The following is a 14,136-nucleotide window of genomic DNA, read 5'->3' as shown; positions in this document are numbered from 1 at the left end:
GGCGCAAGTTGTCGCGTACGTCGCCCAGCGTGTCGCGCGCGGGGCGTGACGCGCGGCTCAGCGCCGGCGCGTGCGCTGACGGGCGATGAGCTCGTCGTGCAGGTGCCGCTCGCCGTGGTGCAGGTGCCAGTCGGCGGCCGAGTCGAGCTCCCACGCGGTGGTGGCGGGGTCGAGCGCGAGGTCGAGCAGCGCCGCCACCTGCGCCACGACCTGCGGGTCGCCGAGACGTACGAGCACCTCGACGCGGCGGTCGAGGTTGCGGTGCATCATGTCGGCCGAGCCGATCCACGCCGCGGGCTCGCCGCCGTTGTCGAACCAGAAGATCCGGCTGTGCTCGAGGAAGCGGCCCAGGATCGAGCGCACCCGCACCGTCTCGGACAGGCCGGGCACGCCGGGGCGCAGGGCGCAGATGCCGCGGATCAGCAGCTCGACCCGCACCCCTTCCTGCGAGGCGAGGTAGAGCGCGTCGATGACCGCCTCGTCGACCACCGAGTTGGCCTTGATCCGGATCCCCGCCGGCCGGCCGGCCTGGTGGTGGGCGATCTCCTGGTGGATCTGCGCGACCAGCCCGTCGCGCACGCTGTGCGGGGCGACGAGCAGGTGGTCGTACGTGCGGTTGCGGCTGATGCCGGAGAGGTTGTTGAAGAGCAGCGCGACGTCCTCGCCGATCTCCGGGTTGGACGTCAGCAGGCCGAGGTCCTCGTAGACCCGGGCGGTCTTGGGGTTGTAGTTGCCGGTGCCGAGGTGGACGTAGCGGCGGATGCCCTCGGGCTCGTCGCGCACCACCATCGAGAGCTTGCAGTGGGTCTTGAGCCCGACCAGGCCGTAGACGACGTGGCAGCCGGCCTGCTCGAGCTTGCGGGCCCAGCGGATGTTGGCCTGCTCGTCGAAGCGCGCCTTGATCTCCACCACGACCAGGACCTGCTTGCCGGCCTCGGCGGCGTCGATGAGCGCCTCGATGATCGGGCTGTCGCCGGACGTGCGGTAGAGGGTCTGCTTGATCGCGAGCACGTGCGGGTCGGCGGCCGCCTGCTCGAGGAAGCGCTGCACCGACGTGGCGAACGAGTCGTACGGGTGGTGCAGCAGCACGTCGTGGCGCGCGACCGAGTCGAAGACGTCGACGGGCGACGACGACTCGACCTCGGCGAGGCTCGGGTGCGTGGTCGGCAGGAACGCGGCGTACTTGAGGTCGTCGCGCGGCAGGTCGGCGATCGAGTGCAGGCCGGTGAGGTCGAGCGGGCCGGGCAGCGAGACCACCTCGTCGCGGCCCACGCCCAGCTCGGAGACCAGCAGCTCGAGGACCTTGGGGTCCATCGACTGCTCGACCTCGAGGCGTACGGGCGGGCCGAAGCGGCGCCGCAGCAGCTCCTTCTCGAGCGCCTTGAGGAGGTTCTCGGCGTCGTCCTCCTCGACCTCGAGGTCCTCGTTGCGGGTGACCCGGAAGGTGTGCGCGCCGAGGACGTCCATGCCGGGGAAGAGCTTCTTGAGGTGCTCGCCGATGACGTCCTCGATGGGGACGAAGCGCTGGTTGCCCAGGCCGACGAAGCGACCGAAGGTCGGCGGCACCTTGACCCGCGCGAAGTGCTCGGTGCCGGTCTTGGGGTGGCGCACGACGACGGCGAGGTTGAGCGAGAGCCCGGAGATGTAGGGGAACGGGTGCGCCGGGTCGACGGCCAGCGGCGTGAGGACGGGGAAGATCCGCTCCTTGAAGAGCTTCTTGCAGACCTTCTGCTCCTCGCGGTCGAGGCCCTCCCACCGCACGATCTGGATGCCGTGGTCGCCGAGCTCGGGCAGCAGGTCGACCAGCGCCCGCGCGTGGCGCTCCATCAGGTCGCGGCTGGCGGCCCACAGCTGCTCGAGCTGCTCGCGCGGCATCAGGCCGCTGGCCGCGCGTACGGCGACTCCCGCCGCGATCCGGCGCTTGAGGCCCGCCACCCGCACCATGAAGAACTCGTCGAGGTTGCTGGCGAAGATGGCCAGGAAGCGGACCCGCTCGAGCAGCGGCAGCGCGGGGTCCTCGGCGAGCTCGAGGACGCGCTGGTTGAAGCGCACCCAGGAGATCTCCCGGTCGATGAACCGGTCCTCGAACTTCTGCACCGCCTCGATCGCCGCGGCGTCAGGCGTGTACGGCGGCTCGACGTCGAAGGTGTCGCTCGGATGGCCGAACGGCTCGGACACCGGGCCCTCGTCGACCGACGGCGAGACAGCGCTGGTGAGGGTGGCCGGGTCGTTCATGACCCAAGTCTGGCACCGGAAGGTGAACGCCGGGTGACCTCCGGGCGCGCCGGTCTCAGCGGGCGCGGGTGTCCAGCGCGGACCCCAGGGCGGTGCCGGATCGACGCAGCACCTCGTGCGCGAGACGTACGCCGTCCGGCTCGGCACCCGGTTCGGCCCAGAACGCCTGCCAGGTGGTGAGCCCGTCGCGGACCCTGCGGTTGAGCGAGCGCCACGTGAGGGGCGCGCAGTCGGCGCCGGTCAGCTCGTGCAGGACGGCCACGAGCTCCTCGGGGACCGGGTCGGCGCGGTCGCGCTCGGACGCGGCCGTGACGAGGTCGTCGAGGTGGTCGAGCGCCGCGAGGAGCTCCTGCTCCGCGGTGCGCGAGCCGAGCTCGGTGAGCACCTCGGTCGTGCTCGGCGGGTCCACCGCCGGGGCGGAGGCGTCGAAGAACTCCAGCGGGGTCACGCTCGGTCTCCCACGGCCTCGACGAGGGCTTCGGTGACCGCCACGACCTCCGCGCGAGCCTGGCTGACGTCGGTGGTCTCGTCGTCGCCCACCACCTCGACGACCAGGCGCGAGTCGCCCGCGACGGCCGCCGCGGTCGCCCAGGAGAAGCCCAGCTCGCTCCGTGTGCCGACCCAGGCGGGCTCGGCTGCCCCGACCTCGGCCTCCGTGACCTCCGCGTCGCCCTGCTCGACGTAGATGCGCAGCTCGTCATGGGTGATCGGGCCTCCGACGGTGAGGTCAGCACCACCGACCTGCCAGCTGATCTTCACCTCGCGCTCGTCGAGCGTGGTGCCGCAGGAGACCTCCTCCACGGGGTCGTCGTCCGGGTCGAGCGGTGGGGCACCCGTCTCCGACAGCGTCTGCTCCACGCCGGTGATCTCGGTGAGCTGCTCGGCCGTGACCAGGCAGGGGGATTCGGACGCGGACTCGGACGCGGACTCGGGGGAGGGCCGTGCCGGGTCGTCGTCCTCGGCGCCGCACCCGGAGAGCAGGACGGCGGTCGTCAGGAGGGCGAGCAGCTGTCGGGGCACCAGGGGCCTCCAGGGATCGAGAGGGGAAGGGGTCACGCCATCATCGGGGTCGTGCTCGGGTCGCCTCCGTAGGGTGGCTCCCCGATGGGTCCAGGGGCCATGATGACCGGTCCATCGTCGTCCTCCTCCTCGTCCTCGTCGTCCGTGTGCTCCTCGGCCTGTCCCTCGAGGTCCTCGAGCTTGTCGTCGAGGGCGGAGTCCTGCTCGCTCGAGTCGGTGATCTCCACGGTGATCTCGCCGAGGTTCTTCTCCACGTCGGGGAGGTCGACAGGCGGCATGCCGCCGAGCCCGCCGTCGGGGTCGGTCGTGGGGAGCTGCCGCACCATGTCGCGGACCTTCTCCATGACGGCGAGGGAGTCGCGCATCGCCCGGGCCCACGCCTCGATCGTGTCGACCAGGTCGAAGCAGGCCTCGATGATCTGCTTGCAGTCCATGATGTCGTCGTAGATGTCGGAGACCGCGCCGAAGCCCTTCTCCACGACCTCCTTGGCGAACACCAACCACCCGATCGGGCTGAGCTTGCTGCTCAGCTTGGCGGCCAGCTTGGACAGCTTGGTGGCCATCTTGACCAGCGCGTTCTCCACTGCGACGGCGATCTTCTCCGACGTCATGCTGATCGCCTGGAACACCGAGGCGCCCTGGCCGACCGCCTCGCCCACGGCACGCATCACCACGCCGTACAGCCCGACGTGCGCGGTGAAGGAGTCGGCGGTCGAACCGGTCAGGCAGTACTGCGTCTTGAGTGCCAGCCGGCCGAAGTTGAGCGACCAGTCGCGGAACGCCGTGGCGGCGTTCAGGCAGGAGTCCGCGTTGGTCCCGAGGAGGCGGTAGTTCCCGGCGAGCGGGTAGACGATGTAGTCCTCGAGCGACTTCTCCGGCAGACGCGGGAGGTCGACGCCGGGCGCGCCGAGACCGTTGATGAAGTCGATGCCCGCGTTGATGGCGTCGCGCGTCGCGTCGTACCCGTCGGAGGTCGTCTCCCACGCCTGGTTGTGCTTGAGCTGCGGCTCGCCCTCGGCCGGGTCGTCGAGGGTCAGGGCGCTCGGCTCGAAGAGCTTGACCGAGATCGTGGTGTCGGGCATCGCGTCCAGCCCGCTGGCGTACGCACGCAGATCGAGGTCGATCTCGCGGTCGACCCGGTTCAGGTCGTTGGCGCTGGTGGCCAGGGCGTGGATGACCTCCACCCAGCGGCGCTGGTAGTAGCGCCGGGCGTCCTTGAACGCCGTGCCCAGCTCGGGCAGCACGTCGCCGATCGGCTTGAGCGCGCACGAGGGGTAGTCGAGCCCCACCGTGTTGACGACGTGCTCCTGGAAGTAGGTGTCGATCTCCTTCGACTGCAGACCCACCTCGACCATCGCGCCCAGCAGCGAGTCGAGGTTGTCCCAGTCGATCGTCAGCGTGCCCCCCATGGCTCCACCGTGCCCCGTGACAGGCCCCGCCAAACCCGGATCAGTACACGAGCGCCTGGACGCCCTCACCGAGGACCTGCTCGGCGAACACGGCCGCGCCCGCGATCCTTACGCCCTCGCGCAGGTCGTCCGCGACGATCCCGCGACGGGCCGCGCACTGCGAGCACACGGTGATCGTCCCGCTGGTGAGGACCGCGGCCATCAGCGCCTCGAGCGGCGTGGCGAGGTCGAGCGCGAACTCCTCCGCGCGCCCCGGGACGCCGAACCACGCGGCCTCACCGGTCAGCCAGAGGGAGACGTCGGCGCCGGAGGCGGCGGCAGCGGCGGCGACCGTGAAGCCCTGGTTGCAGCGCTCGGCGTCCTCGGCGCCGCAGGTGACCTTGAGGACCAGTGGGCGAGCCATGCCCCAACACTAGAGTGGGCCCATGCCCTTCGAGCTGCCCGACAACCTGCACCCCAACTGCGGCCCCGTCGCGTGGCTGCTCGGCACCTGGCGCGGCAACGGCCACGGTGACTACCCGACGATCGAGAAGTTCCACTTCGGCCAGGAGCTGATCTTCACCCACGACGGGCGGCCGTTCTTCCACTACATGTCGCGCGCCTGGATCGAGGACGAGGACGGCGAGTTCGTCCGCGACGCCGCGATGGAGACCGGGTTCCTGCGCTGCCCCGAGCCCGGCAAGGTCGAGCTGCTGCTCGCCCACAACATCGGCTTCTCGGAGGTCTGGTACGGCGCGGCCGAGGGCGGCAAGCTCGAGATGCACACCGCCGGCGTCTCCTTCACCGAGACCGCCAAGGAGGTCACGGCCGGCTCCCGGATGTACGGCAACGTCGAGGGCGACCTGCTCTACGCCTACGACATGGCCGCCGTCGGCCAGGAGCTCCAGCCCCACACCTGGGCGCGGCTCAAGCGCGCCTGACCCGGAGGGCCGATGAGCGACGACCTGGCGAGCCGGCTGCGCGAGAAGGGCCTGCGGCTGACCCCGCAGCGCGAGCTGATCCTGCGCGCCGTCGAGGAGCTGCGCCACGCCACGCCCGACGAGGTCCTCGTCCACGTGCGCGCGCAGGCGAGCTCGGTCAACGCCTCGACGGTCTACCGCACGCTCGAGGTCCTCGAGGAGCTCGGGCTGGTGCGCCACACCCACCTCAGCGACCGCGCGCCGACGTACCACTCCACCCTCGAGCACGAGCACGTCCACGTCGTGTGCCGCCGCTGCCACTCCGTACGCTCCTACGACCCCGACCTCGTCGCGCCCCTCGTCGCGGCGCTGGGCGAGGACGGGTTCTCCGTCGACGTGGGCCACCTGGCGGTCTTCGGCACGTGCGCCGACTGCGCCGCCTCGTCGTCGCGATCCCCGGGTATCCGGGAAACCGGCAGGCGCGGGCAACCGACCTAGACTCGAGGCATGGCCAGCCCCCTCCTCACCCTTCCCGGGGCCGTCGCCGGCGACGGCATCGACGCCCCGGTGGCCGCCCACTACGGCTCGTTCAACACCGAGCAGCGCAGCCTCGCCGGCGGCGACGGATTCGTCGACCTGTCGCACCGCGACGTGCTGCGGATCGCCGGTCCCGACCGGCTGTCGTGGCTGCACAGCCTCACCACCCAGTTCTTCGAGGGTCTCGCCCCCGGCACGTGGACGCAGGCGCTGGTGCTGAGCCCGCAGGGCCACGTCGAGCACGCGTTCGCCGGTGTCGACGACGGGGAGGCCTTCACCGCGCACACCGAACCCGGCGCCGGTGCCGCGCTGGTCGAGTGGCTGGAGCGGATGAAGTTCATGACCCGCGTCGAGATCTCGCTCGTCGACGACCTCGCCGTGATGTGGCGACCGGGGGAGGGCGCCGGCCGCTACGACCTCGTGCCCCGCGACCGGCTGGAGGCGTACGCCGAGGCGGCCGGTCCCGCCTGCGGGCTCTGGGCGTTCGAGGCGCTGCGCATCGAACGCGGCGAGCCGCGGCTCGGGATCGACACCGACCACCGCACCATCCCCAACGAGGTCGGCTGGATCGGCTCGGCAGTCCACCTCGACAAGGGCTGCTACCGCGGCCAGGAGACCGTCGCCCGGGTGCACACCCTCGGCCGACCACCGCGCCGGCTGGTGCTGCTGCACCTCGACGGCTCGGAGAACCGGCTCCCGCCCGCCGGCTCCCCCGTGTCGTACGAGGGGCGCGACGTCGGCTTCGTCGGCTCGAGCGCGCGCCACCACGAGCTCGGCCCCATCGCCCTCGCGCTGGTCAAGCGCAACGTGCCGGTGGACGCCACCCTCACCGTCGACGAGATGCCGGCCGCCCAGGAGGTCGTGGTCGACCCCGAGGTCGGGCTGCACGTACGCCCCCTGCGCTGACGGCCGACTTCGCGAGGACCGCGGGCGGCCGCCCGCCCGGATCAGGCGTAGTTAGGGACGTTTTGGTAGGGGATCCGGCCGGTTCGCCTACCAGAACGTCCCTAACTACCGCGGGGGGCGGGACGAGGACCTCCTCCCGGCCGGCGGACGGTCAGCCGCGGCGGTACTGGACGTGCGTGTCGGCGTCGGCGTGCTCGAACCCGAGGCGGGAGTAGACCGCGACCGCCGGGGCGTTGTCGGACTCGACGTAGAGCAGCACCTCGTCCACGCCGAGCCCGGCGAGGTGGTGGAGGCCCGCGAGGGTGAGCACCTTCCCGAGGCCGCGCCCCTGCGCGGCGGGGGAGACCCCCACGACGTAGACCTCGCCGAGCCGCGCGTCGTGCTGCTTGGTCCAGTGGAAGCCGAGGATCCCCGAGGCGTCCTCCGCGACCAGCAGCCCGGCGGGGTCGAACCACGGCTCGGCCATCCGGCGGGCGAGGTTGTCGAGGTCCATCGCGCCCTGCTCGGGGTGGTCGGCGAACGCGGCGGCGTTGATCGCCACGACGTCGGCGGCGTCGCCGTCGCGGTAGCCGCGGATCGTCACCCCGGCCGGCGGCTCCAGCGGCGGCAGCTCGCGGGCGGCCGGGCGGCGCATCACCCACAGGTCGCGCACCCGCTCCCAGCCGTGGGTGGCGGCGAGGCGCGCGGCCGCCGGGTGGTTGCCGTGCGACCAGGCGACCAGCTGCCCGGCGTACGACTCCTCGACCCTGCCGAGCAGGGCGGAGCCGAGGCCGCGGCGCCGCGCGGAGGGGCGTACGACGAGCGACAGGTCCCCGTCGTGCAGGAGCGCGAAGGCGTCGTCCTCGGCCACCACCTCGGCGGCCCCGTCGGCCAGGGCGATCCGGGTCGCCTCGTCGAGGGGGTCGGCTCCGTCGGCGACCGTCGCCTCGGCGGCGACCTGCTCGACGAGGTCGGTGGTGGCGCTCATGGCGAGGACCCTAGCCCTGGCGTGGGCGGGCTCAGGCGTCGCTGGTCGTACGGGTCGGCGCCTCGGCGTCCTTGTCGCGCGAGGGCACCACGAAGCGGTAGCCGACGTTGCGGACGGTGCCGATGTGGTGCTCGTGCTCGGTGCCGAGCTTGGCGCGCAGCCGGCGCACGTGGACGTCGACGGTGCGGGTGCCGCCGAAGTAGTCGTAGCCCCAGACCTCCTGCAGCAGCTGCTCGCGGCTGAAGACCCGGCCGGGGTGCTGGGCGAGGTACTTGAGGAGCTCGAACTCCTTGTAGGTCAGGTCGAGCGGGCGCCCGCCGATGCGTGCGGTGTAGGTCGCGTCGTCGACCACCACCTCCCCGCGGTGGATGACGTGCGCGGAGGGGTCGTCCGGGGAAGCCGCGCCGGCGCGTCCGATCGCGAGCCGGATCCGGGCGTCGAGCTCGGCGGGCCCGCAGGTGTGCAGGACCACGTCGTCCATGCCCCAGTCGTGCGCGACGACGGCCAGGCCGCCCTCGGTGACGATCAGCAGCACCGGGGCGTCGGTGCCGGTGGTGCGGATCAGCCGGCACAGGTCGCGCGCGGCGGCGAGGTCCTGGCGGCCGTCGACGAGGACCAGGTCGGAGTCGGGGGCGTCGAGCAGCGCGCTGCCCTGGGCGGGCACGATCTTGACCGAGTGGGACAGCAGCGCGAGGCCGGGCAGCACCTCGGCCGAGGGCTGCAGCGCGCTCGTGAGCAGCAGCAGTGCGCTCATGGGGCTGGCCTCCTCGTCCACCGGGGATGAGGAAGGATATCCCGCATGGGTGTCGACACTGGTCGCGATCACGAGGGTGAGACGGTCACCGTGCGCTACTGGGCGGGCGCCCGGGCCGCGGCCGGCACGGCGGAGGACGTCTTCGACGCGGCCGGCGAGCTGACCCTCGCCGAGGTCGTCGAGCGGGTCCTCGAGCGCCACCCGGGCGATCAGATGGCCCGTACGGTCGCCGTCTGCTCGGTGCTGCTCGGCGACCAGCCGGTCCGCTCGCAGGACCCCGCGTCGGTCGTCGTACGCCCGGGAGCCGTCGTCGAGCTGCTGCCGCCCTTCGCGGGTGGCTGAGCCCGCTGGTTTGCGCGGGCCGCGAGCGGGACATGATGCACCTGTTCGGAGTCCCATGGCTCCGCACGGGGGACGTGCCGGTCGGCGACACAGTCGTGTCGCCGGTGGGTTCGCGCGGCTCCATGCAGATGACGAATACCTAGGGGGAACCAGGATGCAAGCTGGGTCTGGGGCGCGCAGGCGCCTCACTTCGGTCGTGGCAGCGGGCGCGCTCGCCGCGGCAGCACTGGGCGTGGTCTCGGCCACGCCCGCCAACGCCGCCGTGATGGTCAGCGGGAGCACGATCGACGCTGCCGGCAACTACGTCGACGGCACCATCACCGTCTACACGGCCGCGGGCGCCGAGGTCGGCTCCTACGACACCCAGGCGGGGACGTTCGACATCCCGCTCGACGACGGCGCCTACAAGCTCGGGTTCACCAACTCCGACGACGACTTCTACGAGGAGCTCACGCCCGAGTACTACCGGGACAAGCCCGACCTCGCGACCGCCGACGTCGTCACCGTCGCCGGGACCGCGCAGACGCTGGCGCCCTGGACCATCGACCGCCTCCCGAGCGTGGTCGGCGCCGTCCGCACCGCCGACGGGCGCGTGGTGCGCTACGGCTCCGTCGAGGTCCGCGACACCTCCACCGGCTACGCCGTCGCCTATGGCGAGATCGAGACGTCGGGCAACTTCCGCGTCGCCACGTCCGCCGCGTCGGTCAAGGTCTTCGTCTCGGGCAACGACCCCTCGACCGGCAAGCCCCTCGCCGGGGAGTGGTTCAACGACAAGGCGACGTACGCCGCCGCGGACGTCGTGACGCCCACGGCGGCCGGCGCCGACATCGGCACCGTGGCCCTCGCGCCCGCCGGGTCCATCTCCGGTCGCGTCACCACCGAGGCCGGAGCCCCGATCCAGCGGGCCAAGGCGTGTGTCACCGACTACACCTGTGACTACACCGACGCCAACGGCGCGTACACGATCGAGAGCGTCCGCACGGGTGAGAACACCGTCACCTTCACCGACCCGATCGGCGAGTTCGTCGGCGAGCGCTGGAACAACGTGCCGCTGAGCTCCGGCACGCCCGCCAACCTCGTGACGGTCGCTCCGGGCCAGGCCGTGACCGGGATCGACGCCGCGCTCGCCGCCGCTCCGGCCGCCGCCCCCACCGGCGTCGACGTGAGCGGCACCGTGCGCGACGAGCTCGGCAACGTCGGCATCGGCTACGAGATCAGGCTCTGGGACACGCCGGCCGACCCGAAGGCCGCCAAGCCCATCGCCTCGACCTTCAGCAACCGCGCCGGCGCGTACCACTTCTCGCAGCTCGACCGGATCCCCGGTGAGACCGAGTTCAAGATCCAGGTCGTGGGCGAGGGTCCGCGCGAGGACGGCGACTTCGCCCGTCGTACGACGTGGTCGGGCGACAAGCACGGCTACGCCACGGCTGCCGCGATCACCGCGGCCCCGCGCACGCTCGACGTCAACCTGCCCGTCGCGGGTGGCGTGAGCGGCGCGGTCACCAGCGAGGCCGGCGGTCGCCCCGACGGCGCGGGCGTGACGTTCTACGGCTCGGGCAAGGAGCGGTTCGGCGCTGCCGACGAGGTGCTCGCCGACGGCAGCTATGACCAGCGCTCGCTGTGGGCCGGCACCTACACGGTGCGCTTCTCGGCCGTCGACCACGTCGCCGAGTGGTGGAAGAACGCCACTCCCGACAAGGCCGTCACCATCACGGTGAAGCCGGGCCAGGTCGTCACCGGCATCTCCGCCGCACTGGGCAAGGAGGTCAAGGCCGTCGAGCGTCCCGAGGTGAAGGGCAACGCCTGGGTCGGCAAGACCGTCCGCCTCGACAAGGGCGCGTGGAACACCGAGGACTCCTCGCGGTTCACCTACGAGTGGCTCGTCGGCAACACGGTCGTCGCGACCGGGCCGTCGCTCAAGCTCACCAAGTCCTACCGGGGCAAGAAGGTCACCGGCCGCGTCACCAACGACGCCGGCTTCGCCCAGGGCCAGGCGATCACCAAGACCACGGCCAAGGTCGGCTACAAGCCGAAGGTCAAGGCGACGGTCGCGGGCAAGAAGATCCGTCTCACCATCAAGGCCAAGCCGCTCAAGGCCAAGAAGACCGACGCCACGGTCGTGGTCTACGAGGTCAGGGGCAAGCGCGCCGACGGCGAGCTCAAGCTGAAGAAGATCGGCAAGGGCAAGGTCAAGGACGGTGCCGGCACCGCCACCCTCAAGAAGCCCCTCGGCAAGGGCAAGCACAAGCTCGTGCTGCGCATCAAGGGCAAGGGCAAGGTCGGCTCCGGCGACATCATGAAGAAGGTCAAGCTCAAGCGCTGACCCCTGCGTCACCGTTCCGCCAGCACCACGCGAGGCCCCAGGATCCCTCCTGGGGCCTCGCTCCGTCCCGGGCGACCCGGAACAAATCCGCCGACCGCGGTCGTTGGCCGGGTGTGAGCACCGGAGCCTGGATCGCCCTCGCCGCCGTCGTGCTCGCCCTGGCCTTCGGCCTGTGGCGGGCCGCGACCGACGGCCGCTTCCGCGGCACCCACGCCGTACGGGGGCAGGTCGGACCGCGGGTCGAGGAGGGCGCCCCTCGGTCGCTGGTCGAGGAGGGCGCCCCAGCGCCCGTCACGAGACCCCCCGGCGCCGAGCTCGTCGCGGCCGTCGGCGCCACGCTGGGCGAGCGCGCCACGCTCCTGCAGTTCTCCAGCGCCTTCTGCGCGCCGTGCCGTGCGACCCGCCGGGTCCTCGGCGAGGTGACCGGCCTCGTCGAGGGGGTGGCCCACGTCGAGGTCGACGCCGAGCACCACCTCGACGCGACGCGCACCTTCGGCGTGCTGCGCACCCCCACCACGATCGTCCTGGACGCCCGCGGCGCCGAGGTCACCCGCGCGAGCGGCGCCCCGACCCGCGACCAGGTCCTGACGGCGCTGGCGTCGGTCTGATCTCAGGATATGGATGCATGGCCCACATCGTGAGACTGATGAGCAGCGTCCGACGCCGACGGCCTACTGTCGTCGTCATGTCCTCGACCATGCTCACCAAGCGCCGCGCAGTCGACCACTGCCGCGTGCGCTCGGCGCTGTGTCGAATGTCGTAGCGGTCCCACCGCTCGCCTGAGCCCCTGCCCTCCAGCGACCCGCTGGAGGCGTGCTCCTCGGTTGGGACCCTGCGCCGGGTCACGTCCCGGTGCGTCCGGCCCCGTGCTGTGCCGACCGACCTCAGGAGAGACATGTCCACCATCACCACCCCCCGCGCCGCGTCCGGCGTCCGCCCGGACGGGGCCATCGACCCGCGCGGCCCCCAGCTCGCAGCCGCCCTCACGGCGGTCGTGCTCGTGGCCGTGCTGCTGCTGCCCGCTCCGTACGGGGTGGCGCTGCTCGCCGTGCAGGCGGTGCTGTTCGCGATCGGCGCCGTACGCGGGGTGCAGGCCACGCCCCACGCCTGGCTGTTCCGCACGCTCGTGCGCCCGCGACTGGGCCCGCCCGTCGAGTGGGAGGCCCCGGAGCCGCCCCGCTTCGCGCAGGCCGTCGGCCTGGCCTTCGCGCTCGTCGGCCTGGTCGCGCTGCTGTCCGGCGCGACCGTCGTCGGTCAGGTCGCGGTCGGCTTCGCCCTGCTCGCCGCCCTGCTCAACGCGGCCTTCGCCTTCTGCCTGGGATGCGAGGTCTACCTGCTCGTCCGCCGCTTCATCGCCACCGTCTGACCCTTTCCGCTGGTTGAGGTGCGAGCGCAGCGAGCCTCGAAACCAGTCCCTGACACCGAAGATCCACCAAGAACTAGGAGCACATCCACCATGAGCCGCGAGAACTCGCTCGTCACCGCCCAGTGGGTCGAGGACAACCTCGACACCGACGGCATCGTCCTCATCGAGGTCGACGAGGACACCACCGCCTACGACAAGGGCCACATCCGTGGCGCCATCAAGCTCGACTGGACCACCGACCTCCAGGACCAGGTCCGCCGCGACTTCGTCGACAAGGAGCAGTTCGAGGCGCTGCTGTCCGAGCGCGGGGTGTCCAACGACGACACCGTCGTGCTCTACGGCGGCAACAACAACTGGTTCGCCGCCTACGCCTACTGGTACTTCAAGCTCTACGGCCACTCCGACGTCAAGCTCCTCGACGGCGGCCGCAAGAAGTGGGAGCTCGACTCCCGCGAGCTGACCGACGCGCTGCCCACGCGCGAGAAGACCAGCTACACCGCGACCGAGCAGGACCACTCCATCCGTGCGTTCCGTGACGAGACGGTTGCCGCCATCGGCGTGAAGAACCTGATCGACGTGCGGAGCCCCGACGAGTACGCCGGCCGCCTGCTCGCCCCGGCCCACCTCCCGCAGGAGCAGTCGCAGCGCGCCGGTCACGTCCCGACGTCGCTCAACGTCCCGTGGAGCAAGAACTGCAACGACGACGGCACCTTCAAGTCCGACGACGAGCTCAAGGCGCTCTACGCCGAGGTCGGTATCGACGACTCCAAGGACACCATCGCGCTGTGCCGGATCGGCGAGCGCTCCTCGCTCACCTGGTTCGTGCTCAAGGAGCTGCTCGGGCACCAGAACGTCAAGAACTACGACGGCTCGTGGACCGAGTACGGCTCGCTCGTCGGCGTGCCGATCACCCTCGGCGACGAGCCCGGGGAGGCCTGACATGTGCGGAGCCAAGGAAGGCGGCCTGTCGCTCGACGGCGTCAACGTCGCCAAGGAGGCCGTGATCCAGGGCCAGGTCCTGCGCGGTGAGGAGCCGGTTCCCAACGCGTACGTCCGGCTGCTCGACCGCAGCGGCGAGTTCACCGCCGAGGTCCCGACCTCGGCGACCGGGCACTTCCGCTTCTTCGCCGGTGACGGCGAGTGGACCCTGCGCACGCTCGCGCCCAAGGCGCAGCCGGTCGACACCCGCGTCGTCGCCGCCACCGGCTCGGTGGCCGAGGTGCAGGTGCTCGTCAGCGCCTGATCCGGCACTGGTCTGGACAGACGAGATCACCCCGCGCTCCTGCGCGGGGTGATCTCCTCATTTTGGGTCCGGTTCTCCCATAGTCCGTCTCGCGCGACACGCGTGCCCCTACGGTGGCGGTGTCCGGGACGTGTC

Annotated in this window: 16 protein-coding genes; 9 read left to right on the top strand and 7 right to left on the bottom strand. The window is 71.6% G+C overall.

Annotated features, from left to right (window positions below):
• Nucleotides 1-57: 57 nt before the first annotated feature.
• Genes IE200_RS00610 through IE200_RS00590 form a run of 5 tightly spaced genes read right to left on the bottom strand, consistent with a single transcriptional unit; the run spans nucleotide 58 to nucleotide 5,067 of the window.
• A complete protein-coding gene (locus tag IE200_RS00610; protein WP_191277431.1) occupies nucleotides 58-2,235 on the bottom strand; it encodes an RNA degradosome polyphosphate kinase in 2,178 nt (725 codons plus the stop codon).
• Between the two features lie 55 nt (nucleotides 2,236-2,290).
• Nucleotides 2,291-2,683, bottom strand: coding sequence for a hypothetical protein (locus tag IE200_RS00605; protein ID WP_191277430.1), 393 nt, complete (start codon nucleotides 2,681-2,683; stop codon nucleotides 2,291-2,293).
• Nucleotides 2,680-3,255 carry a hypothetical protein gene (locus tag IE200_RS00600; protein WP_191277429.1) on the bottom strand — a complete coding sequence of 192 codons (576 nt, stop codon included), beginning with the start codon at nucleotides 3,253-3,255 and terminating at the stop codon, nucleotides 2,680-2,682. The genes IE200_RS00605 and IE200_RS00600 overlap by 4 nt, the downstream gene beginning before the upstream one ends.
• 32 nt (nucleotides 3,256-3,287) lie before the next feature.
• Nucleotides 3,288-4,664 carry a hypothetical protein gene (locus IE200_RS00595; protein WP_191277428.1) on the bottom strand — a complete coding sequence of 459 codons (1,377 nt, stop codon included), beginning with the start codon at nucleotides 4,662-4,664 and terminating at the stop codon, nucleotides 3,288-3,290.
• A gap of 40 nt (nucleotides 4,665-4,704) precedes the next feature.
• On the bottom strand, nucleotides 4,705-5,067 hold the full coding sequence (locus IE200_RS00590) for a DsrE family protein (RefSeq protein ID WP_191277427.1): 363 nt from the start codon (nucleotides 5,065-5,067) through the stop codon (nucleotides 4,705-4,707).
• A gap of 22 nt (nucleotides 5,068-5,089) precedes the next feature.
• Here IE200_RS00590 and IE200_RS00585 point away from each other — a divergent pair, with 22 nt between their 5' ends.
• From IE200_RS00585 to ygfZ, 3 genes are read left to right on the top strand one after another with little or no spacing between them, the layout of a single operon-like run.
• Nucleotides 5,090-5,584 (top strand): FABP family protein, encoded by a 495-nt coding sequence (locus IE200_RS00585; RefSeq protein ID WP_191277426.1) that lies wholly within the window; start codon nucleotides 5,090-5,092, stop codon nucleotides 5,582-5,584.
• Between the two features lie 12 nt (nucleotides 5,585-5,596).
• Nucleotides 5,597-6,061 carry a Fur family transcriptional regulator gene (locus IE200_RS00580; protein ID WP_191277425.1) on the top strand — a complete coding sequence of 155 codons (465 nt, stop codon included), beginning with the start codon at nucleotides 5,597-5,599 and terminating at the stop codon, nucleotides 6,059-6,061.
• Nucleotides 6,062-6,070: 9 nt separating this feature from the next.
• Complete coding sequence (gene ygfZ, locus IE200_RS00575; protein WP_191277424.1) at nucleotides 6,071-7,006, top strand: CAF17-like 4Fe-4S cluster assembly/insertion protein YgfZ; 936 nt, start codon at nucleotides 6,071-6,073, stop codon at nucleotides 7,004-7,006.
• A gap of 151 nt (nucleotides 7,007-7,157) precedes the next feature.
• On the opposite strand, the gene mshD is transcribed toward ygfZ, so the two are convergent.
• Together mshD and IE200_RS00565 are read right to left on the bottom strand one after the other, a co-directional pair.
• Nucleotides 7,158-7,973: a mycothiol synthase gene (gene mshD, locus IE200_RS00570; protein WP_191277423.1), complete on the bottom strand. Its 816-nt coding sequence runs from the start codon at nucleotides 7,971-7,973 to the stop codon at nucleotides 7,158-7,160.
• Nucleotides 7,974-8,004: 31 nt separating this feature from the next.
• On the bottom strand, nucleotides 8,005-8,727 hold the full coding sequence (locus IE200_RS00565) for a winged helix-turn-helix transcriptional regulator (RefSeq protein ID WP_191277422.1): 723 nt from the start codon (nucleotides 8,725-8,727) through the stop codon (nucleotides 8,005-8,007).
• A 45-nt stretch (nucleotides 8,728-8,772) separates the two neighbouring features.
• On the opposite strand from IE200_RS00565, the gene IE200_RS00560 reads away from it, so the two are divergent.
• The 6 genes from IE200_RS00560 (at nucleotide 8,773) to IE200_RS00535 (ending at nucleotide 14,001) form a co-directional block, all read left to right on the top strand.
• Nucleotides 8,773-9,069 (top strand): MoaD/ThiS family protein, encoded by a 297-nt coding sequence (locus IE200_RS00560; RefSeq protein ID WP_191277421.1) that lies wholly within the window; start codon nucleotides 8,773-8,775, stop codon nucleotides 9,067-9,069.
• 196 nt (nucleotides 9,070-9,265) lie between these two features.
• Nucleotides 9,266-11,392, top strand: coding sequence for a carboxypeptidase-like regulatory domain-containing protein (locus tag IE200_RS20980; protein WP_191277420.1), 2,127 nt, complete (start codon nucleotides 9,266-9,268; stop codon nucleotides 11,390-11,392).
• Between the two features lie 113 nt (nucleotides 11,393-11,505).
• Nucleotides 11,506-12,000, top strand: a complete 495-nt coding sequence (locus IE200_RS00550) for a TlpA family protein disulfide reductase (RefSeq protein WP_191277419.1) — start codon at nucleotides 11,506-11,508, stop codon at nucleotides 11,998-12,000.
• A 287-nt stretch (nucleotides 12,001-12,287) separates the two neighbouring features.
• A complete protein-coding gene (locus IE200_RS00545) occupies nucleotides 12,288-12,758 on the top strand; it encodes a DUF4395 domain-containing protein (RefSeq protein WP_191277418.1) in 471 nt (156 codons plus the stop codon).
• Between the two features lie 90 nt (nucleotides 12,759-12,848).
• Complete coding sequence (locus IE200_RS00540) at nucleotides 12,849-13,697, top strand: sulfurtransferase (RefSeq protein WP_191277417.1); 849 nt, start codon at nucleotides 12,849-12,851, stop codon at nucleotides 13,695-13,697.
• Between the two features lies 1 nt (nucleotide 13,698).
• Nucleotides 13,699-14,001 (top strand): DUF1416 domain-containing protein, encoded by a 303-nt coding sequence (locus IE200_RS00535; RefSeq protein WP_191277416.1) that lies wholly within the window; start codon nucleotides 13,699-13,701, stop codon nucleotides 13,999-14,001.
• Nucleotides 14,002-14,136 lie beyond the last annotated feature (135 nt).

Origin of the sequence: Nocardioides flavus (ex Wang et al. 2016) (assembly GCF_014653115.1) — a bacterium.
Lineage (GTDB): Bacteria > Actinomycetota > Actinomycetes > Propionibacteriales > Nocardioidaceae > Nocardioides > Nocardioides flavus.
Note: the sequence above shows the minus strand (reverse complement) of the source record. Positions and strands in the feature narration are given on the sequence as shown.

Excerpts from the sequence above, each read along its gene's own strand:
- IE200_RS00610 (WP_191277431.1), bottom strand. The coding sequence starts at position 2,235 with ATGAACGACCCGGCCACCCTCACCAGCGCTGTCTCGCCGTCGGTCGAC.
- IE200_RS00595 (WP_191277428.1), bottom strand. The coding sequence starts at position 4,664 with ATGGGGGGCACGCTGACGATCGACTGGGACAACCTCGACTCGCTGCTG.
- IE200_RS00590 (WP_191277427.1), bottom strand. The coding sequence starts at position 5,067 with ATGGCTCGCCCACTGGTCCTCAAGGTCACCTGCGGCGCCGAGGACGCC.
- IE200_RS00585 (WP_191277426.1), top strand. The coding sequence starts at position 5,090 with ATGCCCTTCGAGCTGCCCGACAACCTGCACCCCAACTGCGGCCCCGTC.
- IE200_RS00580 (WP_191277425.1), top strand. The coding sequence starts at position 5,597 with ATGAGCGACGACCTGGCGAGCCGGCTGCGCGAGAAGGGCCTGCGGCTG.
- ygfZ (WP_191277424.1), top strand. The coding sequence starts at position 6,071 with ATGGCCAGCCCCCTCCTCACCCTTCCCGGGGCCGTCGCCGGCGACGGC.
- mshD (WP_191277423.1), bottom strand. The coding sequence starts at position 7,973 with ATGAGCGCCACCACCGACCTCGTCGAGCAGGTCGCCGCCGAGGCGACG.
- IE200_RS00565 (WP_191277422.1), bottom strand. The coding sequence starts at position 8,727 with ATGAGCGCACTGCTGCTGCTCACGAGCGCGCTGCAGCCCTCGGCCGAG.
- IE200_RS00560 (WP_191277421.1), top strand. The coding sequence starts at position 8,773 with ATGGGTGTCGACACTGGTCGCGATCACGAGGGTGAGACGGTCACCGTG.
- IE200_RS00545 (WP_191277418.1), top strand. The coding sequence starts at position 12,288 with ATGTCCACCATCACCACCCCCCGCGCCGCGTCCGGCGTCCGCCCGGAC.
- IE200_RS00540 (WP_191277417.1), top strand. The coding sequence starts at position 12,849 with ATGAGCCGCGAGAACTCGCTCGTCACCGCCCAGTGGGTCGAGGACAAC.
- IE200_RS00535 (WP_191277416.1), top strand. The coding sequence starts at position 13,699 with ATGTGCGGAGCCAAGGAAGGCGGCCTGTCGCTCGACGGCGTCAACGTC.